The 20,105-nt window shown below is 59.6% G+C and carries 20 protein-coding genes and 1 pseudogene; 4 read left to right on the forward strand and 17 right to left on the reverse strand.

The features are described from left to right. Positions 1–6 precede the first annotated feature (6 nt). The 11 genes from ACF8ME_RS29005 to ACF8ME_RS29055 form a co-directional block, all read right to left on the reverse strand. Entirely contained in the window at positions 7–429 is a 423-nt protein-coding gene (locus ACF8ME_RS29005) for a single-stranded DNA-binding protein (protein ID WP_392419304.1), read from the reverse strand. Between the two features lie 61 nt (positions 430–490). Beyond that, positions 491–1,108, reverse strand: coding sequence for a hypothetical protein (locus tag ACF8ME_RS29010; RefSeq protein ID WP_392419305.1), 618 nt, complete (start codon positions 1,106–1,108; stop codon positions 491–493). Next, positions 1,044–2,192: a PFL_4669 family integrating conjugative element protein gene (locus tag ACF8ME_RS29015; protein WP_392419306.1), complete on the reverse strand. Its 1,149-nt coding sequence runs from the start codon at positions 2,190–2,192 to the stop codon at positions 1,044–1,046. Before ACF8ME_RS29015 ends, ACF8ME_RS29010 begins: the two co-directional genes overlap by 65 nt. A gap of 156 nt (positions 2,193–2,348) precedes the next feature. Then, positions 2,349–2,714 (reverse strand): hypothetical protein, encoded by a 366-nt coding sequence (locus ACF8ME_RS29020; RefSeq protein WP_155524735.1) that lies wholly within the window; start codon positions 2,712–2,714, stop codon positions 2,349–2,351. A gap of 306 nt (positions 2,715–3,020) precedes the next feature. Continuing rightward, positions 3,021–4,940 carry a hypothetical protein gene (locus ACF8ME_RS29025; protein ID WP_392419307.1) on the reverse strand — a complete coding sequence of 640 codons (1,920 nt, stop codon included), beginning with the start codon at positions 4,938–4,940 and terminating at the stop codon, positions 3,021–3,023. A gap of 14 nt (positions 4,941–4,954) precedes the next feature. Further along, positions 4,955–5,383 (reverse strand): hypothetical protein, encoded by a 429-nt coding sequence (locus ACF8ME_RS29030; protein WP_034393771.1) that lies wholly within the window; start codon positions 5,381–5,383, stop codon positions 4,955–4,957. A 6-nt stretch (positions 5,384–5,389) separates the two neighbouring features. Further along, on the reverse strand, positions 5,390–6,010 hold the full coding sequence (locus tag ACF8ME_RS29035; protein WP_082254807.1) for an STY4526/YPO1902 family pathogenicity island replication protein: 621 nt from the start codon (positions 6,008–6,010) through the stop codon (positions 5,390–5,392). Between the two features lie 15 nt (positions 6,011–6,025). After that, complete coding sequence (locus tag ACF8ME_RS29040) at positions 6,026–7,756, reverse strand: hypothetical protein (RefSeq protein ID WP_392419308.1); 1,731 nt, start codon at positions 7,754–7,756, stop codon at positions 6,026–6,028. Between the two features lie 25 nt (positions 7,757–7,781). After that, positions 7,782–8,663 carry a ParA family protein gene (locus ACF8ME_RS29045; RefSeq protein WP_392419309.1) on the reverse strand — a complete coding sequence of 294 codons (882 nt, stop codon included), beginning with the start codon at positions 8,661–8,663 and terminating at the stop codon, positions 7,782–7,784. Positions 8,664–8,791: 128 nt separating this feature from the next. Next, positions 8,792–9,352, reverse strand: a complete 561-nt coding sequence (locus ACF8ME_RS29050; protein ID WP_151020530.1) for a chemotaxis protein CheW — start codon at positions 9,350–9,352, stop codon at positions 8,792–8,794. A gap of 49 nt (positions 9,353–9,401) precedes the next feature. Next, positions 9,402–11,264 (reverse strand): methyl-accepting chemotaxis protein, encoded by a 1,863-nt coding sequence (locus ACF8ME_RS29055; protein WP_392419310.1) that lies wholly within the window; start codon positions 11,262–11,264, stop codon positions 9,402–9,404. Between the two features lie 341 nt (positions 11,265–11,605). On the opposite strand from ACF8ME_RS29055, the pseudogene ACF8ME_RS29060 reads away from it, so the two are divergent. Beyond that, positions 11,606–12,036 (forward strand): annotated as a pseudogene (locus ACF8ME_RS29060) (IS3 family transposase); the annotation flags it as partial. A gap of 56 nt (positions 12,037–12,092) precedes the next feature. Here the strand turns inward: ACF8ME_RS29060 and ACF8ME_RS29065 are convergent. Next, on the reverse strand, positions 12,093–12,809 hold the full coding sequence (locus ACF8ME_RS29065) for a GntR family transcriptional regulator (RefSeq protein WP_392419311.1): 717 nt from the start codon (positions 12,807–12,809) through the stop codon (positions 12,093–12,095). A 181-nt stretch (positions 12,810–12,990) separates the two neighbouring features. On the opposite strand from ACF8ME_RS29065, the gene ACF8ME_RS29070 reads away from it, so the two are divergent. After that, a complete protein-coding gene (locus ACF8ME_RS29070; protein ID WP_392419312.1) occupies positions 12,991–13,794 on the forward strand; it encodes a hypothetical protein in 804 nt (267 codons plus the stop codon). 25 nt (positions 13,795–13,819) lie between these two features. Then, entirely contained in the window at positions 13,820–14,812 is a 993-nt protein-coding gene (locus ACF8ME_RS29075; RefSeq protein ID WP_392419313.1) for a Bug family tripartite tricarboxylate transporter substrate binding protein, read from the forward strand. 82 nt (positions 14,813–14,894) lie between these two features. On the opposite strand, the gene ACF8ME_RS29080 is transcribed toward ACF8ME_RS29075, so the two are convergent. Both ACF8ME_RS29080 and ACF8ME_RS29085 read right to left on the reverse strand, forming a co-directional pair. Continuing rightward, positions 14,895–16,073, reverse strand: a complete 1,179-nt coding sequence (locus ACF8ME_RS29080; protein WP_392419314.1) for a porin — start codon at positions 16,071–16,073, stop codon at positions 14,895–14,897. A gap of 116 nt (positions 16,074–16,189) precedes the next feature. Next, complete coding sequence (locus ACF8ME_RS29085) at positions 16,190–16,642, reverse strand: nuclear transport factor 2 family protein (RefSeq protein WP_392419315.1); 453 nt, start codon at positions 16,640–16,642, stop codon at positions 16,190–16,192. 169 nt (positions 16,643–16,811) lie between these two features. On the opposite strand from ACF8ME_RS29085, the gene ACF8ME_RS29090 reads away from it, so the two are divergent. Continuing rightward, a complete protein-coding gene (locus tag ACF8ME_RS29090; RefSeq protein WP_392419316.1) occupies positions 16,812–18,083 on the forward strand; it encodes a LysR family transcriptional regulator in 1,272 nt (423 codons plus the stop codon). Between the two features lie 18 nt (positions 18,084–18,101). On the opposite strand, the gene ACF8ME_RS29095 is transcribed toward ACF8ME_RS29090, so the two are convergent. The 3 genes from ACF8ME_RS29095 to ligA are packed head-to-tail and all read right to left on the reverse strand — an operon-like array spanning position 18,102 to position 20,097. Further along, positions 18,102–18,821: an alpha/beta fold hydrolase gene (locus ACF8ME_RS29095; RefSeq protein ID WP_016453402.1), complete on the reverse strand. Its 720-nt coding sequence runs from the start codon at positions 18,819–18,821 to the stop codon at positions 18,102–18,104. Next, positions 18,818–19,690 (reverse strand): class III extradiol dioxygenase subunit beta, encoded by an 873-nt coding sequence (locus ACF8ME_RS29100; protein WP_392419317.1) that lies wholly within the window; start codon positions 19,688–19,690, stop codon positions 18,818–18,820. The genes ACF8ME_RS29095 and ACF8ME_RS29100 overlap by 4 nt, the downstream gene beginning before the upstream one ends. Beyond that, a complete protein-coding gene (gene ligA / locus ACF8ME_RS29105; RefSeq protein WP_016453399.1) occupies positions 19,690–20,097 on the reverse strand; it encodes a protocatechuate 4,5-dioxygenase subunit alpha in 408 nt (135 codons plus the stop codon). The genes ACF8ME_RS29100 and ligA overlap by 1 nt, the downstream gene beginning before the upstream one ends. Positions 20,098–20,105: the final 8 nt, after the last annotated feature.

A 20,105-nucleotide genomic window follows, 5' to 3' on the forward strand; every position in this document is an offset into this window, starting at 1 on the left:
GACCGCTCAAGCGGTGGGTGCCATTTCTTGCTCACCTTCGGGCTCTGGTGCTTGCCGTCGAGCCGTCTCGAATTCGATGTTCTTCACACGGGACAGTTGAAGAGCGATGTCTTCAGCGACGACCTTGATGACCTGCACCTCAGCGCCAGTTGCCCCATCCTTGGCCATGAAGTCCCGCTCTTCGCCGAAGACCAAGACGCGACTTCCCTTGCGCAGTAGGCGCGCTGCATCCCGCGCTTTCTGTCCATATATTTCCACTTCCCGCCAGAAGCCCCCAACTTGCTCGACGTCCCCCGTGGTTTTGTTGCGTGCATAGCGGCCAAACATGATGCGCATGCTCGCAACTTCAAAATCGCCATTGGCTCCGGTAATGACGCGCAGGTCGGGCGACTGGGCCAGGTTTCCCTTACCGATAAAAATATTCTGCATGTGTAGCTCCAATAGTGCGTTTTAGAGAATTGCCCGGCTGCACCACTGCCAGGCAAATCGATTAAGAAGAAAAACTGGAACGCGGGTAAAGATGGGGCTCAGAGACCTCCAAAGCCCTGCGCGCAATCTTGATCTTTGCGCGCAGTTGAAGGTGCTCTTCGTTGAGTAGCTGGGCCTCCCGGGATGCGCGAATACACCAAACGCGAAGATCACCAGGCAGATTTGCAGCAATCTCTTCGATTTCTTCCCAGTTCAGATGCCGGTTTGCGCCAAGCCGCTGACGCCAGCGCAGAAACACGGAACCGCGCGAACTTCGCTGGTGCACCACTAGATATGCGCCCACGCCCTTGACGGTTTTGGACTGCTCCGAGAGGAGCCGCATTTTGTCAGCCACCGCATCAAGACTGGCAACACCTTGGCGCAGGGCGGCGAGCCCGCCCCTACCCGTAAGGGCCTTTACGTCAACGTGATTTTGACAGTCTTGATTCACTGCGGTATGCCTTGCCCAAACCACATGATTGACGATACGTTCATCGCCGGCATGCTGGGATCGCCCTTTCAACACCTGCCCTTTCACACCATCCCCTTTCATACCAATACCCCCGATATTCAAATCACACAGTTTCTGTGCTGCTCGTTGGCTCTGCTGGAGCCTCAATAGGAGACTCAGTCTCGTCATGACGCTGAGCCTGTTCATTGGCCTCCAGCTGCGCGCCGACCTGCTGCAAGACTGCACGCTCAGCATCTGAGAGCGAATAGCGACGACGCGAATGCGATGGTGCAAGTTCGACCTTGTAAATCACTGCCGGCACAGGCCCGAAAACTTGCATAGCAAACTCAATGCGCTTACGTGCTTGCTCGTCAGCACCGACCCAGTCTGCGCGGTTGAGATCAGCCATCTCACTGCGAGACAACCACCGTGAAAAGCGTGCAGTGTCATAGAACACTTTCAGGATTGCCCGGGAGGCAATGCTCAGGGACTCTCGCATTTGCGAATCACTTTGCAGGCTCTTGCGGTTCAACGTCTTTTGCAAGCGGACGAAGTAGTCGTATTGAACGATGAGCGTCGAGATGTCGTAGCCATAAGGACTCTTGAAGCCGAGATTCACATTCACGGGATTCGATGAGGCGGCAACCGTGTAGATAAGACCCAACTTGCGCTGCTGATCCATGCGCTCTTCGCAGTGCTGGATTGCCCCGCGCAGGTGTTCTTGCACCTCCTGCAGACCTCGCTCGTACCGCACCAGCGCCCAGTCGGCATAAGGATTGTTGTTGGCCGTCAGAAGCCACAAATTTCGGAGAGAGGCAGCAATTCGCCGGCCACCGATGATGGGAGCCACTTTCGAGCCAGGCTCACGAGCACGGCCATAAAACATCCGCAGCGCTTCAATGGTATGGATCGTCATCTGGTCAACACCATCATCGATCAGCATTCCCAGATCATCTATGGCTTGCGCATCTGAGATAGGCACCAGCGGATCAGCCCCCCTGCGCTCGCGGTGCTCGGCTTTCATTTGAGACAAGCGTTCACGGCGGTCGAGGAGTTCGACATACCGATCGAAGCGAGGATCACTCTCAGAAGCGCCGGATTCGATGTAGTCCGCTAACGCCAATTCTTCACCACGAATGGAATACCCATCGGAGAAAGGCGATCCCGCTTCCTTCTCGAAATTCATCCTTGCGGGACCCAAAATGCTCTGTAGGTCTATGGCATCAATGCCACTACCGCGCCTTGTCTCTTGTTTACCTTGGTTTGTCGCCATCTTCTTCTCCCAGTCAGTGTTGATCTAAAAAATTGACCCCTCGGTCAGGGTAGCAAGTCCACATAAGCCATTAGTCCCTTGACGATCAGGAACTCCACAAGCAGTAGCGCAGCCAAACATAAGCACCAAAAAACCAATTCCACATACATCTTTGGCCTACGCTGCCTCGTCTGCTTTCCAAGCATCGAGAAAATCGAATTCCTTCTTACTAAAAGCGGGCAGTCTTTCAGGCAGGCTCTCTCGAAGCAAATCCAGAACCGCTTCGCGATTGACGGTTACAAGCGTTTTGGTGTTTTTATGAGTTCGCACCGAGATATACCCCGCCCCAGCAAGGCGCTCAATCGAGCGTTTAGCAGTCGCAATTGAAATAGTTCCACATAATTGTTGTTCCGCCATCTTGCCGGCAGTCATAGCATATTCTTTGATATCTGCCTCTTCTTTCAAAAGAACCCAAAGAACAGAAGCGTCTACATAGTTATGCAAGCGCTGCACCAATTGAAGGAACAAAGTATTTGCTTTCATAAGCATTCCAATTCTCGATTTCTAAAGTATGAACAAACCAAAACTGCTTTTACATAGGACGGCTGCTAAGCCATTAAGGCTTCCGCGATTACGGGGCAAGCCTTGCGCGGTGGCTCGTTTCGAGCTACACGGCAAGCCTTGCGCGGTGGCTCGTTTCGAGCTACACGGCAAGCCTTGCGCGGTGGCTCGTTTCGAGCTACACGGCAAGCCTTGCGCGGTGGCTCGTTTCGAGCTACACGGACAGATCGAGGAAATACCGAGTCAGTCTTTAGATCGTTGACTTGAATTGAAATCGAGTTCATCAAATCATTCCTCGGCTGGGAAAAGATCGTTGGTCCGCAAGGCCCGAACCAAAGGACCAGCGTTCATCACCACAAACCAGGCTTGCTGATCTGACCTTTTGACACGCAAAACATTGGTCGAGACGTCAATTTGTACGAGCGAACCCGTAGAACGAATGACGTAAACCACGCCCGGCGTCAGTTTGGAAAACACCTCGTTCATCTCGATGTTCTGCACAAACCGCTGATTCGGCTCAGCTGGCAGTCCAAGCCTTTCCCCAAATTCCTCAAATTTCTCGCGTGTCATGGTTTCCAGGCGAGCTTGCGCGACTTCGGCTGCATAGACCAGCGCAACGGGTTGCCCTTGGGCCTTCTTCGTGACGATTCCATGCAGCCATCCCGCCGGGCTGCGAATCTCTTTGCCGCGTGCCATTTGTCCGTGCAACTCATCCAGCAGTTCTTGCTGGTCAGGAAAGGCCAGTCCGCAAATGACGCTCTCAACAGCTTCGCGTTGGGAGGCCGACAGATCGATTGGGAAGACAAGCTGGGCTTTGTCCTCCTGCAGGCCAACTTCTCCTTCTTCCTGAGCTAATTCAAGACCACTACTACTACTTTCTAATTCTTTAGCAATCTTGGTTGTAGTAGTAGTTATTGAAATATCGTCTTGTATATAGGTTGCAGGAAACGGCAAATCGAGCCTGCAGGATTCGGCAGAATTTTGGAGAGGTTCGTTGCAGGAAACGGCAGATTCCGAGGACCCATGGATGCAGGAAACGGCATTTTTCTGACGTGGCGCCAGAGCCCGTTCAAGGGGGTCCGGAAGACCACGTAAGTCACTGTCACCATTGCGTTTTACGGCAGATTCCAGCGGCCTTTGGGAGCCATAGATCGCCTTGCCAACCTGTCGATTTCCGACAGGTGCAGGAAAACTGTCCTCCAGGAAGTGGAGAAGCAAATCGCGAGAACGCTTCGGCACCGGCGGGCGAGTCGCTGTCACGCCTTCCAGAGTTAGGGTGAGTTGCTGCAGCCCGATTCCTAGACCAGACAAGTCCAGGCCAGCCCCAGCCACAGCGGGACGCTCAGGCAACGCGATAGGGGCGACCTGTGACTCGCTGGCCGAGGCTGGGGCGTCACCAATTCCCAAGTCCGTGCTACGCGCCGATTTCTTCAGCGGCTTGATGGCTTGGCCACGCAAGCAGAGCAGGATGGCTTCAAAGTTGAGCCGTACAAGCGAGCCGCCTGCGCCGCACTCCTGGATGAGACCGGCTTTTTTCAGGCGGTCTCTGGCGTTTCGCTGCACCTTCGTTCCGAGTGCAAGGGATTCGCTGATGTCGAGTTGAGAGGCAGAGATACAGCCGTTGTCCAGCTGGCCAGCCCTCAACTGATCGCGATGGCATTGAAGAAGGTATGAGAGGTAGAGGCCTGCAGCGATGTTGCTGGCAATGTCGGCCAAGGGCTTGTAGTAGACCCGGCAGCTTCGCATCCAGGATGCGACCGCCTCCAGGCTGGGCTTTGATGGTCCGTGTTTTGTGGCACCCAGGGCCGCGGTGAGCGCCTTGACGTTGATGCGGTAGTTCATCACGCTGGGGCGGCCGATCAGTAGTTCTTCGAGAACCCCGGCCCCCATCAACTCTGTTCGCACAGTGGCTTGCTCAGTCCTGGTCAGACCGATTGCGGTTTGCCATTGGGCGATGGACATGTGAAACCATCCACCGCGCTGGGGATGGTTGCGCAGGCTATGGCGTGTCCAATACAAAGCCATGCCAACAAAGATGGCTGCCTTGTGACCAAACCGCTCCGACAGTGCGGGGTGGAAAGGTACGAAGCCGCGATCTTCAAGATGAAGGATGATCTGTTGGGCAATAGGCCCGGAGCTTTCGACTGCACCGGAGTCATTGCCACCCGCCACGGGTGCATGCTCAGCAAGCAGTGGTTGAAGACGCACTGAGTGACTCCTGCTCAGTCCGGGCTTGCAGGCCTATCGGCTGCCGCAAGCTCAATCCCCAGATCACCTTTGGCCATGGCGGCAGCGAGGGGCTGTGCCTGCTTCTGCAGCTGCTCCATGAGCCGATCCAGATGCACGCGATACATCAGCGTGCGGCCCTTGCCGCCCTCTTCGGTCAGCAGACCCATTGCGGCCAGGGTGCGGCGGCATGTCTGCTGCTGAGCACGCGTTATGCCCGTATCTTTTTCCACATCACTTGCGGAAAGCTCCAGGACAAAGGAGGGTCCATTGTCCCTATCCAACCCCTTCTCAACTGCATACGAGAGCCAGAGAGCAGCGAGAACATTCCCGGTCAGATCAACAAATGCACGATTAATAGTAATAGGCGCCTGACCGACCAGGTCAAGAAGCATTGCGGATTGGAGATAGTTTTCGTCCGTCATACCGAATCAGTGGTTACCTAGTGCTTTGGCGCTTGAATTGGAATCATCACCATAGAAGCTTTCATATTCCTTCACGCACGTATGAAGTGAATCTATAGAGTAGTCTGGGAATTTCTGATGAAGCGCGTAAAGCCAATCTCTCAAATTTTCAGTAGGGCCGGCATTTCGCCTTATTTCGTGCCAAACAATATGAATATGGTCAACAACATCGTGTTCTTTTGGGAGCTTTGTTCTCCCAACACTGGCACCACCGAGCAAATCGCGCAACCTCCGCACCTCGTCGGAGGAGCGCTTAAATAATCTTGTGACCAGCGATCTGGTTGCACCATTGCGAACAAAATACTCACACATCTCGTCATCACGGCGCTGACGATCAATTCCATCCAAATGTCCAGCAATCTCATTCACAGCTAAAGTTATACGAATACTTCGCATACGTGATGCCAGATCAATCAGATCGCGCGTTTGACGAGTCCGGAGCGTATCAATTAGCTCCGGAGTCAGTCCTAGCAGCAACAACTGATCGAGTCCAGCCTCTGTTTCAATCACGCGAATAACTTCCGTCAGAACAATAAAATTGAACTTCTCGTTATCACGAATATCAACAGGAACACTTCGACTTGTCATTGCAGTCACCAAAAATCAGGAAAACAAAGGTTTATAAGGAATCTGTGCTTTTGCTGGATAGGCCGCAAAAAAATCAGAAACCGTTCCGAGAAACTTTATAAATGGAGTACCGATAACGGGAGAACCCAGCAGTCGAGCAAAATGCAGAGAATGCGTATATAAAACACCCGATTTGAACGCGAGACCAGCGGCAGCGCATACCTCTCGCATTTCGGCTTCGTTCGTTTTCAATGCTTGGCTCCAGCGAGTATCTTTGGTGCACAGGCTAGCAAGCTCTTGATTGAATTGACCCGTAAACACTGCTAGGACTGACCAAAGCGCAGTGCGCAGGTCTTGCTTTTCCTCATCAAGTGCTTGACCGCCAACCATCTGAACATCACTGGGAAAATCTACAATGAATCCCAGAGGCATCAGGCTCTCTACGACGATCACATCAGAAATAGGCACTACGGCATTCAGGGCGAGAATATCGTCAGAGAGTCGCTTGGCGAAGTTGGCCAGTGCATCTGCGTCCGAATCGGCTGTCTTGGCCTGGCTGTTTTTGCGTGAAGCAGCAGGCTGTTGATTGGTGGCCCCGCTCCCCACAGCACCCAGCATTCCGCCCAACGGTGCTTGTTGCCCACTAGGTTTCGATTCGGGGGCAGCAGCTCTCACGCCGGCGAGCTCATCCGCTGTGATTTTTGGATTGGCCACGACTGCAGAAATAGCGGCAGGGAGATTATCAATCTCTATGCCAATGGCTTTCGCTCCAACGGTTTGCAGATCGAGAACCAGACTTTGCAAATCGACAACTACATCTTTACGTTCAGCCGGGTCCTGGGCCACATTTGATGCTTCCAGGCTTTCGAGATCTTGACCATGCATGAGGAAAATCTCCTCCAGTGCGGCCCTAACCTCTTTTGTCCTGTCAAATTTTTCCGCAATCTCACATATTCCGCTAAGCAGTGGCTTTAGCACGTTACTAACTTCATCGGTACGAAGCCAGGTTCCAATGAATTGCATATGCTCAACTGCAAAAGCGAAGTTCTGAATCATCCGCACCCCATAATTCAGCCCTTGTTTTTTTAATGCCTTGTTAAGCTCCGTCGAGGAAAGTGCACAACCATTCTCCTCCTCGTATTTTGCCTTGTATGAAGCAACGCCTTTGGCGCGCTCCCAGAAGGAAATATCGCCGCGATTGTCGTTCTCGCTGAGATGTGCGGAAATAACAGCGGCTTCACCGGGCCATTTACGTGTGATTACGGTCAGCTTGTCAAAGCGTGTATCGCCTTCACGCTTGAGTTCTTGAGCAATGGACACGCGCGTATTGCCGCCACCATAGGGAAAATACTTTTCCGCAGGAGAACGGCGCGTGACCATGATCGTATTTGTGATACGACCTTCGGCGATCATGCTCGCCTTGATTTCTTCTCTTTTCGGGTTGGGTCGAGTTCGTGGGTTGTGCTTGTAGATCTCGATCTCGTCGGGATCAAGGGTAGATACCGCACCATCCACTTCTGCAAGTGGGTCAACACCTGCCGTCGCGTTGCGGGGGGTGGCAGTCGGTGCAGCCAGAGCCTTGCGCGCAGCTTCGAGTTGCAGGGCTTGCTTATTCGGTTTTGTGGCGGAATCGTTCATGCTCTTTGAATTCACTTCTGGCTGTGCAGTCGGCAAATCGGTTTTTTTGCTGATGCCTGTTTCTGTCGAATTGTTTCGCTGCAGATCCGCAGCGCGCTGCGCTGCATTCAGCGTTACGGGTGTACGCATATAACCTCCTGGTTAATAAGGAGGATTAAGCAGCGTAATTTACGAAGCTCTTGTGATTTGGCGCGTACATTTCCGTGACGCTAGGAATGAGTTCCCACAGCAGTTCATGCATCGTTTCGGACGCTTTAATGCTGTCGATCCAGTGCACAGGCACTTGAGCCGTTGCAGCTTTTCTGTATGCCACCGTTGATGGCACAGCCGTATTAAGCATATTGACGCGGCCACGCATCGTGATGAAATTCTCGCGGATGATCTCCGTCATCATTCGGCAATCGTTCGTCTTCTCCGAACGACTGAGCACGGCTTTCATGGGTGGCATCTTCATGCCGAAGTTGGCCACGCATTCGTGGCGCTCAATCAGCGCAGCTGTTCCGTGGAGAAATTCACGTGCGGAGACCACATCTGGCGACACAGGAACAAGTAATAGGTCCGCAGCCATCACTGCAGCGTCTTGTAGATGCCCCACAGCGCCCTGTGTGTCGATGATCACCACATCATAGGTGTGGGTGACATCGGCATGCTGCAAAGGCCTGTTGAGCCTCAACAGCATGTCCATGGGGTTACGGGTGGCCATCCAGTCCTGGAGCACGCCATCCCTGGTGTCGGACTGCACAAGGTGCAACTTGGCGTTGGGGGCGGGGCTGATGACGGGCTTGCCGAGGTAGCCAGACGGGCTCAGCTTGCAGTGAGAGATGCAGTCGGTCGTGAGCACGCCCGACCTCACGAAATCGGTGAGGCCTTTTTCGGCCTGGTGGCTGAGCTCGTAGTAGCGAGAAAGCGACGGCTGGATGTCTGCGTCAATGAGTAGAACACTGAGGCCCAGGTCGTGAAGGAGGCCGCCCAGGTTGGCAGCAAGTGTGGTTTTACCGACTCCGCCCTTAGTGGAGACCACGGTGATTGTGAGCATAGATACCTTGTTGAATGGTTGAACCAAACAACAAGGAAGACTCTATAAATGCTCGCAAAATACGCCAACTATCATCATCAAGCTGCCAAAATTCGTAACAACTTGTTAGAGAATACACATCGTATCAATCAAAGCATCGCGGCCTCCATCAACCCCATCTCGGCGCTGCTCATGAGCGCTTCGATGTCGGTCAGAATCAGCATGCGTTCGACATCGCCGCTCTTGAAGCATCCCATACCCATGATGTAGCCGGCATCCACCGAGGCACTCATCCGGGGCGCCGGCTTGATGTTGTCCGCGCCCAGCGCCAGAACGTCCGACACCGAATCGACCACCACGCCGATGACCCGTCCGCGCACGTTCAGCACGATGACGACGGTGAAATCGGTGTACTCGGCCGACTCGCAACCGAGCTTCAGGCGCAGGTCGACGATGGGCACGATCACGCCACGCAGGTTGATCACTCCCTTGATGAAATGCGGTGCGTTCGCAATGCGGGTGGGTGCCTCGTAGCTGCGGATCTCCTGTACCCGCAGGATGTCGATGCCGTATTCCTCGCCACCCAGGCGGAAGCTGAGGAACTCGTTGGGCATGGCGGCCACTGCCTTGGCAGCCCGTGTTGATGAGGCGGCTGTCGTCTGCGCCGTAACCGGTGCTACCGTTGGGCGCTCTTCAATCATGGCGGTCATCTTCGACTCCTTGGAGATTGGGGGCGGGTTCTGGCGCGGCGAGCCGCGCTCAGAACGACGTCCAGTCGTCAGTGCCGGTCTTGGCAGGTGCGATAGCGAGCCGGCTCGACTCAGAGGTCGATGCTGGGGCTGCAGCAGCCTTCGCCTTGAATGCCGGCCGGGCGATGTTCTTGGCACGGTCCGGGCCGCGACGCTCGACGGCAGCAGCGTTGGCCGCTGGGGCCGCAGCGTGGGTCGAGCCTCCAAGTCCTTCATGCGACAGCTTGAACACCGCCACGGCCTGCACCAGTTTCTGGGCCTGGCCCTTCAGGCTCTCTGCGGCGGCAGCGCTCTCTTCCACAAGCGCCGCGTTCTGCTGCGTCACCTGGTCCATCTGGCTGACGGCCTCGCCGACCTGCCCGATGCCGGAGCTCTGCTCGACGCTGGCCGAGGTAATCTCGGCCACGATGTCACTCACGCGTTGGATCGAGGCGACGATCTCGCCCATGGTCTTGCCGGCCTCGTCCACCAGCACGGTGCCTTGCTCCACCTGCTCGACGCTACGGCCGATCAGGGCCTTGATTTCCTTGGCAGCCTCAGCGCTGCGCTGCGCGAGGCTGCGCACTTCAGACGCCACGACAGCGAAGCCGCGGCCCTGCTCACCTGCGCGGGCCGCCTCAACGGCTGCGTTGAGCGCCAGGATGTTGGTCTGGAAGGCGATGCCGTCGATCACGCCGATGATGTCGCCGATCTTGCGGCTGCTGTCGCTGATGCCTTGCATCGTGGTGACGACCTTGCCGACCACCTCGCCACCTTGCGCAGCGACGTCCGAGGCGCCCTGAGCGAGTTGATTGGCCTGCTTGGCGTTGTCGGCGTTGTTGCGGGTGGTGGTGCCCAGCTCCTCCATCGTGGCGGCCGTTTGTTGCAGGGCACTGGCTTGCTCTTCGGTGCGCTGGCTCAGGTCCTGGTTGCCCTGTGCAATCTCGGAGCTGGCTGTCGCCACGCTGTCGGCACCACTGCGAATGGCGCCCACCACGCTAGACAATTGCTGCTGCATGCTGCCCATAGTGCGCAGCAGGTCACCTTCTTCACCCCTCACTCCGAGATCGATCGACTGATCAAGCTCCCCTGCCGCAATGCCCGATGCCACACGACTGACGTCGCCAAGCACGGCGCTGGTGCGACGACGCAGATAAAGGAGCCCGGCGAGCAGGCTCACGATGAGCAATGCCGTCGAGGCCATGGCAAGTTTCGACCATTGCTGCCGCGCCGCCACGGCTGCGGCCAGCTGTGCTGACGTGCGCTCATCGAGAAGAATCAGGAACTCGTCCACGGGTTTCATGATCTTGGCTTTGTACTGGTGGTACGCCAAGTCGTGCATCATCCCCAGAGCCTTGGCCTTGTCGGGTTCAGCTTGGCGCGTGAACCCACCTTTGCCGTCGTCATAGAGGCCCTTCACCATATTCATGGCGATGGTTTCAGTGCGCACCAGATCATCTGAGTTGGCCTTGGCTTCGGCCAGCTTGGCGAGTTCGTTGTCTGCAAAGCCGGCCCGCTTCATCAGATCAAGCAGCGGCACCGTTTCGCCTGCGGGACGCACGTTTTGCGCATCGGCTGCCCGGAAGTCCCAATAGATCCGCTCGTAGGCCTGAGGCCGTGGCAGCTTGCCATTGCGAATATCCAGAATCTCGATGTATTGCTTCTCCCACTTGGCGTCACCCGTGGCCACGTAGGTGCGCGCCAATCGGGTGAGGTCGTCAGAGCTTTGCCGCAACTCATCGGCCAGCAGGTAGGACTGGTATCGCCTGGCGGCGGTTTCGTCGGCAAGAGCGCTGCTGCGGTTGCTCATGATGGCTGCGCCAATGGTGGCCGCGCCAAGAACCAGCAGGAGAGCGGCACCAAAACTGTAGGCTTGTCTGATCTGGAGTCTCATTGTTGTTCCTTCCACTGTGCTCTCGCCCTCGACCAGGACGATGGAGTTGAGTTCGCCATGCAGGCTTGACCTGGCTTGGCGCAGAGCATGGGGCTTGCGACTTTTCAGCCCCCCTGCCCTGCGCTGTCCCGCGTCACCCTGAACTGGCCGGATCGGCGCAGCCACATGCTGCCATTGAATGCCAAAATTGATCCGATGGCTGCATCATAGATATCAATTTAATCAAATATGAATTAAATTTTTCTATCAATTTGAGGAAATTGCTACTTATGTGCGTGAGCACATCTCCGGTCCACAACTCGGCATGTACGGATATCAAGGAATCCGCTGTCGGTGTCTGCGCGGAAATAGCCAAGCTGCAGCGCGTGCTCGGCAAGACAACCTTGGAGAACGAAATCCTCAAGGAAGCCGTGCGGTACGCCGCAGAAAAAAGTGGATTGCGCGCTCGCCTGTGCGCGACCTGCCTGGGCGCGGTGAAGGCTGGGCCGATGGCCGCAGCCATCGCACACCCGGCGACGACGCCGGGCTGCTCGCCGAACTGCGCCAGGAAATTGCCGACTTGCCCAGCTATGGCTACCGACGTGCCTGTGCCTTGGTGAACCGCCAGCGCACGGCACGGGGCGCGCCAAGGGTGAATGCCAAACGCGTCTATCGCCTCATGGCACAAGCCGCGCTGCTGCTGCCCAAGGCGCCTCGCCGGCGCCAGTCCGCACGCACGCATGAGGGCCGTGTTGCGGTCTCGCGCAGCGACCTTCGATGGTGCTCCGATGGAAGAGCTTGAATCGTTGCTTGTGGAGCGCCTGTCGCTTGCCCCGCCCTTCCCCGCCGCTACGGCTTGGCACTCACTCCGCTGCGATCATTGGGCGCCGGTGCGCGCCCTTTGTTTTTTTTCACGACAGTAGATGCCTCGCGCATGGCCTGCACGATGGCCTCGCTCTTGTGATGAAGATGGGTTTTCAGAATGCTTGCCATTGCCGCGCTGTCGCGGCGTTGCAGGGCGTTGAGCATGCCTTCGTGCTCGGCCATGGCGCGCGCCCAGATCTCTGGTGTCATAGGCGATCCGAAACGGATGCGGCGGATACGCGCGTTCAAGACGCTGTACTGCGCCTGCAAAACAGGGTTGCGCGTCGCTTGCACGATGGCCTCGTGTATCTGGCGATTGAGCAAGTAGTAAGGCGCAATGTCGCGTTGTTCATAAGCCTGACGCATTTGCGCATGTAGCGCGCCCAGCCTTTCGAGCTCCTCTGGCGAGATGCGCTGGCATGCCTGCTCTCCGGCGAGGGCCTCCAGGGCGCCCGCCACGGAAAACAAACCTTCTACCTCTTCCAAGGACAGTTCGCGCACGCGCGCTCCCCGGTTGGGAAGCAGTTCCACTTGGCCCTCGGCGGCCAGCACTTTCAATGCCTCTCGCAGCGGCGTACGCGATACACCGAAACGTTCGCACAACGCTGCCTCGGGCACTTTATGGCCTGGAGGCACTTCCCCGCGCACGAACACTTCGCGAAGGTCTTCAAGCAAGGTGGTGTGGACAAATTCTTTGGACATAAGGCAATTATGAATTCATTTTTGCAAGAAAAAACACTTTCAGGCCAGATCTTGGGATGAATTTGCACTTGATGAATGCAAAAAGCTTGACGCACCTGCACAACACCACTACACTGAATTGCATTCATTGTTGTGATGAATGACGTGTTTTTAGTAATATTAACCCCCAAAGGAGATGGAAATGAATGCATTTCAGCAAGGTGTACGTGAAATTGATGGTTCCACGCACGACCAGCAACGCTACGTGAACGCTCTTGGCCCGCGCGGTGTCATCGGTGTGATGACGCCTGGACCGAACGTGAATGTGGAGAACGAAATGATGGACATGCGTCCGCGCGGCGTGATCAACGCCATCGACCGTTACTACGTGCCCAATCAGAAGATCCAGCAGGATGAGGACTGGTCCATCATCATGCGCAACGTGGCAGCTAATCTTGACGATTCGGTGCGTCGCTTGAATGAGGCGCTGATCGATCACTTGGTGCTGGGCATGTCCTCACAGAGCTACATGGGTGGCGAAAAGGGCAGCTTTGCGCTGCTGGAGCATCTGCAAAAGACCTCCGGTGTGGACGTGACGATGGGTGCGCAGTCAGCTGAGCAGGCCTTCAAGCTGTGCGGAGCTAAACGCATCGCGTTGCTCACGCCCTATTACCCCGTCATCGAGACCAATGCTGTCAGCTATTTCACGTCGCGTGGTTTCGAGGTTGTGCACGTGGAAGGACTCAAGTGCAAGAGCATCATTCATGTGGCATCGCAGACCTACGAGCAATTGGCTGAGGCCACTGTGCGTTGCGAGGCCGCGAAGCCTGACGCCATCTTGCAGCTGGGCACGAACCTCGCTTATGCGCGCGTGGCCAACGACGCCGAGAAGTGGCTGAAAAAGCCGGTGTTTGCATCGGGCCCTGTCATTTACTGGTCCGCGCTGCGCAAGATGGGGATCAAGGATCAGTTCCCTGGATTCGGCAGCTTGACCGAGTTTCACTAAGTCCAAAGCGGCGCGGAGACAACACATGCGACTCAAACACCACAACTTCATCCCGCGCCGCGCCCTGGTGGCTGCGGCCATCCTGGCCACACTGGCTTCTTCGGCGACATCGCAAGAGAGATACCCTGCCAAACCGGTCACCCTGGTCGTCGGCTTTGCGCCCGGAGGGGGGACAGACCTCATTGCTCGAGTCATTGCGCCCCGGCTCTCAGAGTCGCTCAAGCAACCCGTGGTGGTGGAAAACCGGGCAGGGGCCAGTGGCACGATTGGCGCAGGTGCGGTCGCCAAGGCAAGGCCCGACGGCTACACATTGTTGCTGGGCCACGTTAGTTCCAACGCCATGGTTCCCGCCATCAGACCGCAGATGCCGTACGTTGCCAGCAAAGACTTCACTGCGATCTCGCTCATCGGTAGCGTTCCACAAGTGGTGGTCGTGCCAGCATCTTCACCCGCCAAGACGTTTGCCGATTTTGTTGAGATGGTCAAAGCCAGGAAGGGAGCGGTCAACTATGCATCATCCGGCCAGGGCACACAGCAGCACTTCGCTGCCGAGTTGTTCCAGCTGGCCACGGGCACCAGCATGACGCACGTGCCATACAAAGGCAGCGGCTCGGCCCTCACCGACCTGCTTTCAGGTCAAGTGGACGTGAATTTCGACACCGTGCCCACAGTGCTTCAATACATCAGGGGGGGCCAGCTGCGTGCGCTGGCGGTGACCACCCGCAGTCGTGTGGCCACGCTGCCCAACGTGCCCACTGTCGCAGAGTCGGGCGTACCCGGTTACGAGATCGGCGCCTGGTACATGCTGATGGCCCCTGCAGATTTGCCGAAAAGTGTGCGTGACATTTTGGCTAGCAACATGAGCAAGGTGCTGGCGACACCCGATGTGCGAGAGAAGCTTGCTGCGCTGGGAACCGAGATCTTAGGCAGCACACCGGAAGAGGCCCAAGCCTATCTCGGCACTGAAATCAGCAAATGGGCGCGCGTGGCGGCCGAGAAAAAGATCAACGCAGAGTAGATTGCGGCAGTGACGAAGACACCCCGCGTTGGCGCGACAATGCGCACCGCATCTGCCTGGGCTGTTGTATTGGCCCTCGGTTTCAGAACGCGTTGCGCAGGCCCAGCATCAGGCCGGTCTGCGATGCGCCCGCCAGCGGGCTGCCGCCGGCTGCGGCCGAGCTGACCGAGATGGCCAGGCGCTGTCCGTTGTCAATGCGCGCGGCCTGGGCATAGACCGCCGTGCGCTTGGAGAACCTGTAGGTGGCGCGCAGGGCCAGCAGGGTGGAGCGGTCGCCGCCCTGGGCGTAGCGCAGTTGCTGCAGCTGGCCATCGACCACGACGGCGGCGCTGGGGGACCAGGACAGGCCGCCCCATGCCAGGGTGCTGCGCGGCGTGGCGCCGTTGCTGGCCGATGCCGCCTGGGCCGCGTCGTTGTCGCGGCGCATGAGGCCGGCGCCCAGCTTGATGGTGGGTGACAGCGCGGCATAGCCGTTGAGCATGATGCGGCGGTCCTTCCGGTCCGAGCGCGTGAGCCCTGCAAATGCGCCGGCGCCGCCGCGCATCTCGTCCACGGCCAGTGCAAAGCCCCAGGGCGCGGTGTCGTACTTCAGCATGGCGGACCACTGGCGGCAGGCCTGCCTGTCCGTGGCCGATTCGCCGGCGCAGTTGGTGCCGGCCGGGCTGGGGCCGGCGTTGACGGCATCGCGTCCCAGGCTGTAGGCCGCACCCAGGCTCCAGGCGCCAAAGCGCCCCCGGTAGGCCAGGGAGTTGTCGGTGCGCGTGTTGGGGATGTAGCTGTCCAGGCTGCTCAGGCCGAAGGCGTTGGGGCCGAGCAGGTCGGCATCGAACAATGCCCAGTACAGCATGGTGTAGTTGCGCCCCAGCGAGACACTGCCCCAGCCTCCGGACAGCCCCACCCAGGCCTGGCGCCCGAAGCCCCGCCCGCCCTGGTTGAAGGTGCCGGCATCCGGGCCAAAGCCTGACTCCAGCGCAAAGACGGCGCTCAGGCCGCCGCCCAGATCCTCGCTGCCGCGCAGCCCCCAGCGCGACGGTGCCGTTCCCGTGAGGCCGGGCATGCGCGTCAGCGATCCGCCGCCTTGCACATTCGTCAGGTGCTCGATGCCGGTGTCCAGATGGCCGTACAGCGTCACCGATGAGGCGGTCTGGGCCTGGGCGCCGCCTGCTGCTGCCAGCATGGCGAGCGGGGCGAGGCGGCCCAGACAAGCCCGCAGTGGGCGCCTGGCTGGGGGTTGGGGAATGCTTTTGAGAGTGCGGTTCATGCTTGTGTCTCCTGTCGTTGTCGTTGCGGAATCGGCACGCCGCAACGCTGCGCCTTGGGAAAGGCGAGAGTGGCGGGCACGGGGAAATGGGAGAAAGCGGCTGGGCGCCCTGCGCTTCAGGCGCCCGGGAGGTCCCGGTACATGACGAAGCGCGCCACGCGGCGCGTGATCAGCCAATGGCCTTCAGGACTGCGGCCGAAGGTGTCATCGAACTCGCCTACGAGCTGGCGCGGTTGCGCCGGGCGGCCGTGCGGCGTGATGGCATCGGCCTCGTCGCAGGACCACAGCAGCACATGGCTGCGCGCGCTGGCGCGGTCCGGGCCTTGCAGTTCCACCAGCGTGTTGGTGACCAGATGCCGGGTCATGCGGCCCGCAGGACGCCGGGAGTACGCAGCGGCGATGGCCGTGCGCCCGCCCAGTACCTCGCCGCCGGGCCGTTGCAGCTGGCCGTCTGCCGCAAACAGCTGCGCCAGGGCCTGGGCATCACCGGCATCCGCAAAGGCAGCAGCGCGCAGCACCAGGTCCAGGCAGGCCTGGCGGGCCAGCAGCCGGTCGATTTCATGGTTCATGTTTCTTGTCTCCCCGGAATTCGCAGCCTGCGATGGGCTGTCTTGATCCAGGCCCCAAGCATTCCATGCCGGCACCGATCCGGCCAATGCCGGAGCAACGGCCATCAATGCGTTTTTCTTATGGGACAATCAAAACACGTTCTTCCAACGTACCGCGAAGCGCCTTTCAATGAACCATTCTCTTGCCCCCTGGGCCAGCAGCAATCCCTCGCGTTTTCCCGAGTTGGCAGGCCATTTGCGGGCCATGCGCGCCATGCTGGGCGTGGTGCGCCACGGCAGCACCACGCGGGCCGCCCAGGCTATGCATCTTTCTCAGCCGGCCGTGGCGCGCTCGGTGCTGCAACTGGAAGAGGCCTGTGGCCTGCCGCTGTTCATGCGGGGGGCGCGCGGCATGATGCCGACCCCGCTGGGCAGCCAGTTGGCCGCCCGCATCGAAGCCATGCTCCAGCACCTGGGCAGCGGCGCGGCCGACGCCCAGGCCGCCGCCACGCTGGCGGCCAGGCGCCCTCCCCTGCCCGAGCGTTTTGCCGAGACCGTGCCTGCGGGCCAGCTGCGCGCCCTCATGGCCATTGCCGACTGCGGCAGCGAATCCCTGGCCGCGCAGTGGCTGGGCCTGACGCAGCCCGCCGTGCATGCGGCGCTGCAGGGGCTGGAAACCAGTCTGGGCATGCAGCTGTTCTACAAGCTGGCCTTCGGCACGCGGCTGACGCCGTCCGGCGAAGCGCTGCTGCGCCGTGTCAAGCTGGCCCTGGCCGAGGTGCGCGGCATGGACAGCGATATTTCCGCCTGGCGCGGCGAGATCCGAGGGCGCGTGGTGGTCGGCGTGCTGCCGCTGTCGGTGGGAATCTTCCTGCCGCGCGCGGTCGACAGCCTGGCCGCCAGCCACCCGGACATCGAGGTCAGCATCGTGGACGGCACCTACGAGAGCCTGGTGCAGCACCTGCTGAGCGCCGACATCGACGCCATCGCCGGCGCCCTGCGCGCCGACATGCCCTCCGATGAGGTACGCCAGCTGCACCTGTTCGACGATGACCTGGTCGTGGTGGCTCCGGCCGGCCATGCCTGCCTGGGCTGCGGCCAGCTGGTTCTGGAGGACTTGCTGCAATGGCTCTGGGTGTCGCCCCTGCCCGGCACGCCGGCCGACCGCGCCATGGTCCAGCTGTTCCGCAGCCAGGGCCTGGAGCCGCCGCGCGCCAGCCTGCGCGCCAGCAGCCCGACCATGACGCTGGCCTTTGTGCTGCAGACGGGCCGGCTGGCCCTGGCCTCGCGCGGACAGGCCCTGCAGGATGACCACGGCGGGCAGTTGTCCATCGTGCCTGTGGACCTGCCTTCCACACGCAGGCGCATCGGGCTGGCCACGCGTGCGCTGAGCACGGCATCGCAGGACCTGGAGCTGTTCATGCAGGCCTGCCGGCGGGCCGTGGGCGATCCGCCGGCCTAGTCTGAGTGCAGCGCTCGCTCAGCGCCCCATCCAGTCGAGCAGTGCCCGCGACACCTGCTGCGGCTGCTCCATGGTGCTCATGTGGCCGCTGTCCTCGATCACCACCAGCTCGGCGCCCGGGCACAGGGCCTGCATGCGCTCATGGCGTGACAGCGGGCTCCAGGCATCCTGGCGACCGCAGGCCAGCAGGGTCGGGCAGCGCAGCTGCCTGAGCACATCGCCCGCATCGGGGCGGTTCAGCAAGGCATTGATCTGCGCGGCGAACACCTCGGGCGTGAAGCGCGCCACCATGTCGAGCACCTCACTGAACAGCGGCGTATCGAGCCGGTCCGGATGCACCATGCCGCGCGCCCATTGCAGGCCCATCTCGCGCATGCCGCTGTGCCGGGCGATCTGCAAGAGCGCCATGCGCTTGGCGCGTTCGCTCTCGCCGGCCTCGCCCGGGGCGATGGGGTCCATGCCGGTGTCCAGCAAGGCCAGCCGCTCCACACGCTGGGGCGCCATGCCGGCAATGGCCAGGGCCACGCGCCCGCCCATGGAATGGCCCGCCAGCGAAAACCGCTCGGCCGCCACGCCATCCAGCACCAGGCGCGCCATGTCTTCGATGGTGGCCGCCGCGCCATAGGACGGAACAATGCACTCGGCAACACCGGCAAAGGACAGGGCCGCATGCTGCTCGTGCCAGACCGTCTCGTCGCACAGCAGGCCCGGCAGAAGTACCACGCAAGGCCGGCTCATGCTGCGTTCTCCAGAATGAGGTGGCCGACGGCCGTGTTCGATGCCGGCACATGGTAGAAGCGGTGGTTGACCCTGGGCAGCGGCGCGGGGCCATCCACATCGGCCATGGCACCGCGCGCGATCAGCCACATCACCAGCTCGATGCCTTCGGAGCCGGCCTCGCGCACGTAGTCGATATGCGGCATCTTGGCCAAACCGGCAGGGTTCTCGATCAGCAGGTCCAGGAAGCGGTTGTCCCACTCCTTGTTGATCAGGCCCGCACGCGCGCCCTGCAGCTGGTGGCTCATGCCGCCCGTGCCCCAGATCTGCACGTTCAGGTCTTCGTCGAAGCTTTCCACGGCGCGGCGGATGGCGCGGCCCAGGTTGAAGCAGCGCTGGCCCGACGGCACGGGGTACTGCACCACGTTGACGGCAAACGGAATCACCGGGCAGGGCCAGGCGCCCGTGCGCACGTCCTGCTCGCCGCACATCAGCGACAGCGGCACGGTCAGGCCGTGGTCCACGTCCATCTTGTTGACGATGGTCAGGTCGAAGTCCTGCTGGATCACCGACTGCGCAATGTGGCTGGCCAGCTCCGGATGGCCGACGACCTTGGGCACGGGGCGCGGGCCCCAGCCTTCGTCGGCGGGCTGGTATTCAGCGGCCGTGCCGATGGCAAACGTCGGAATGAAGTCCAGGCTGAACGCGGTCGCGTGGTCGTTGTAGACCAGGAAGATCACGTCGGGCCTGTTGTCCTTGAGCCATTGGCGCGAGTGCCCGAAGCCCTTGAACAGCGGCTGCCAATAGGGGTCGCCCGCCTTGCCCAGGTCCATGGCCGCGCCGATGGCGGGCACATGCGAGGTGTAGACGGATGCGGTGATGCGCGCCATCAGATGCCTTTTTCCTGTCTTTCCTGCTCATGCAGGTAGCGGTTTCCATTGATGCTGCGTCCGCCGCCCAGCATCATCTGGCGGTAGTCCTCCTCGTTCATGCCACTCATGGTCGAGACCATGTTCTGCACGCTGACGCCGTCGGTGGCGCCGATCTTCACGAGGAAGTAGATGTTTCCGCCCAGCGCAATGCAGCGGTTCAGGTCGCGGTCCAGCACGGCCTGTCTTTGCTCGGCCGTCATGGCCCATTCGCCCAGATAGGCGCGCTCGTCAGCCCGAAAGCGCTCGCGGTTCTCGGCCTTCATCAGCGACATGCAGAACTGGTTGAGCCAGTAGCCCTGGCGGGATTGCTCGGCGTCGAAGACCGTGGTTCCCGGTACGTCGAGATAGGGTTTGTCCAATGCCATGGAAGTGT

It is taken from the genome of Delftia sp. WSY_7 (assembly GCF_043104845.1).
Taxonomy (GTDB): domain Bacteria; phylum Pseudomonadota; class Gammaproteobacteria; order Burkholderiales; family Burkholderiaceae_C; genus Comamonas; species Comamonas tsuruhatensis.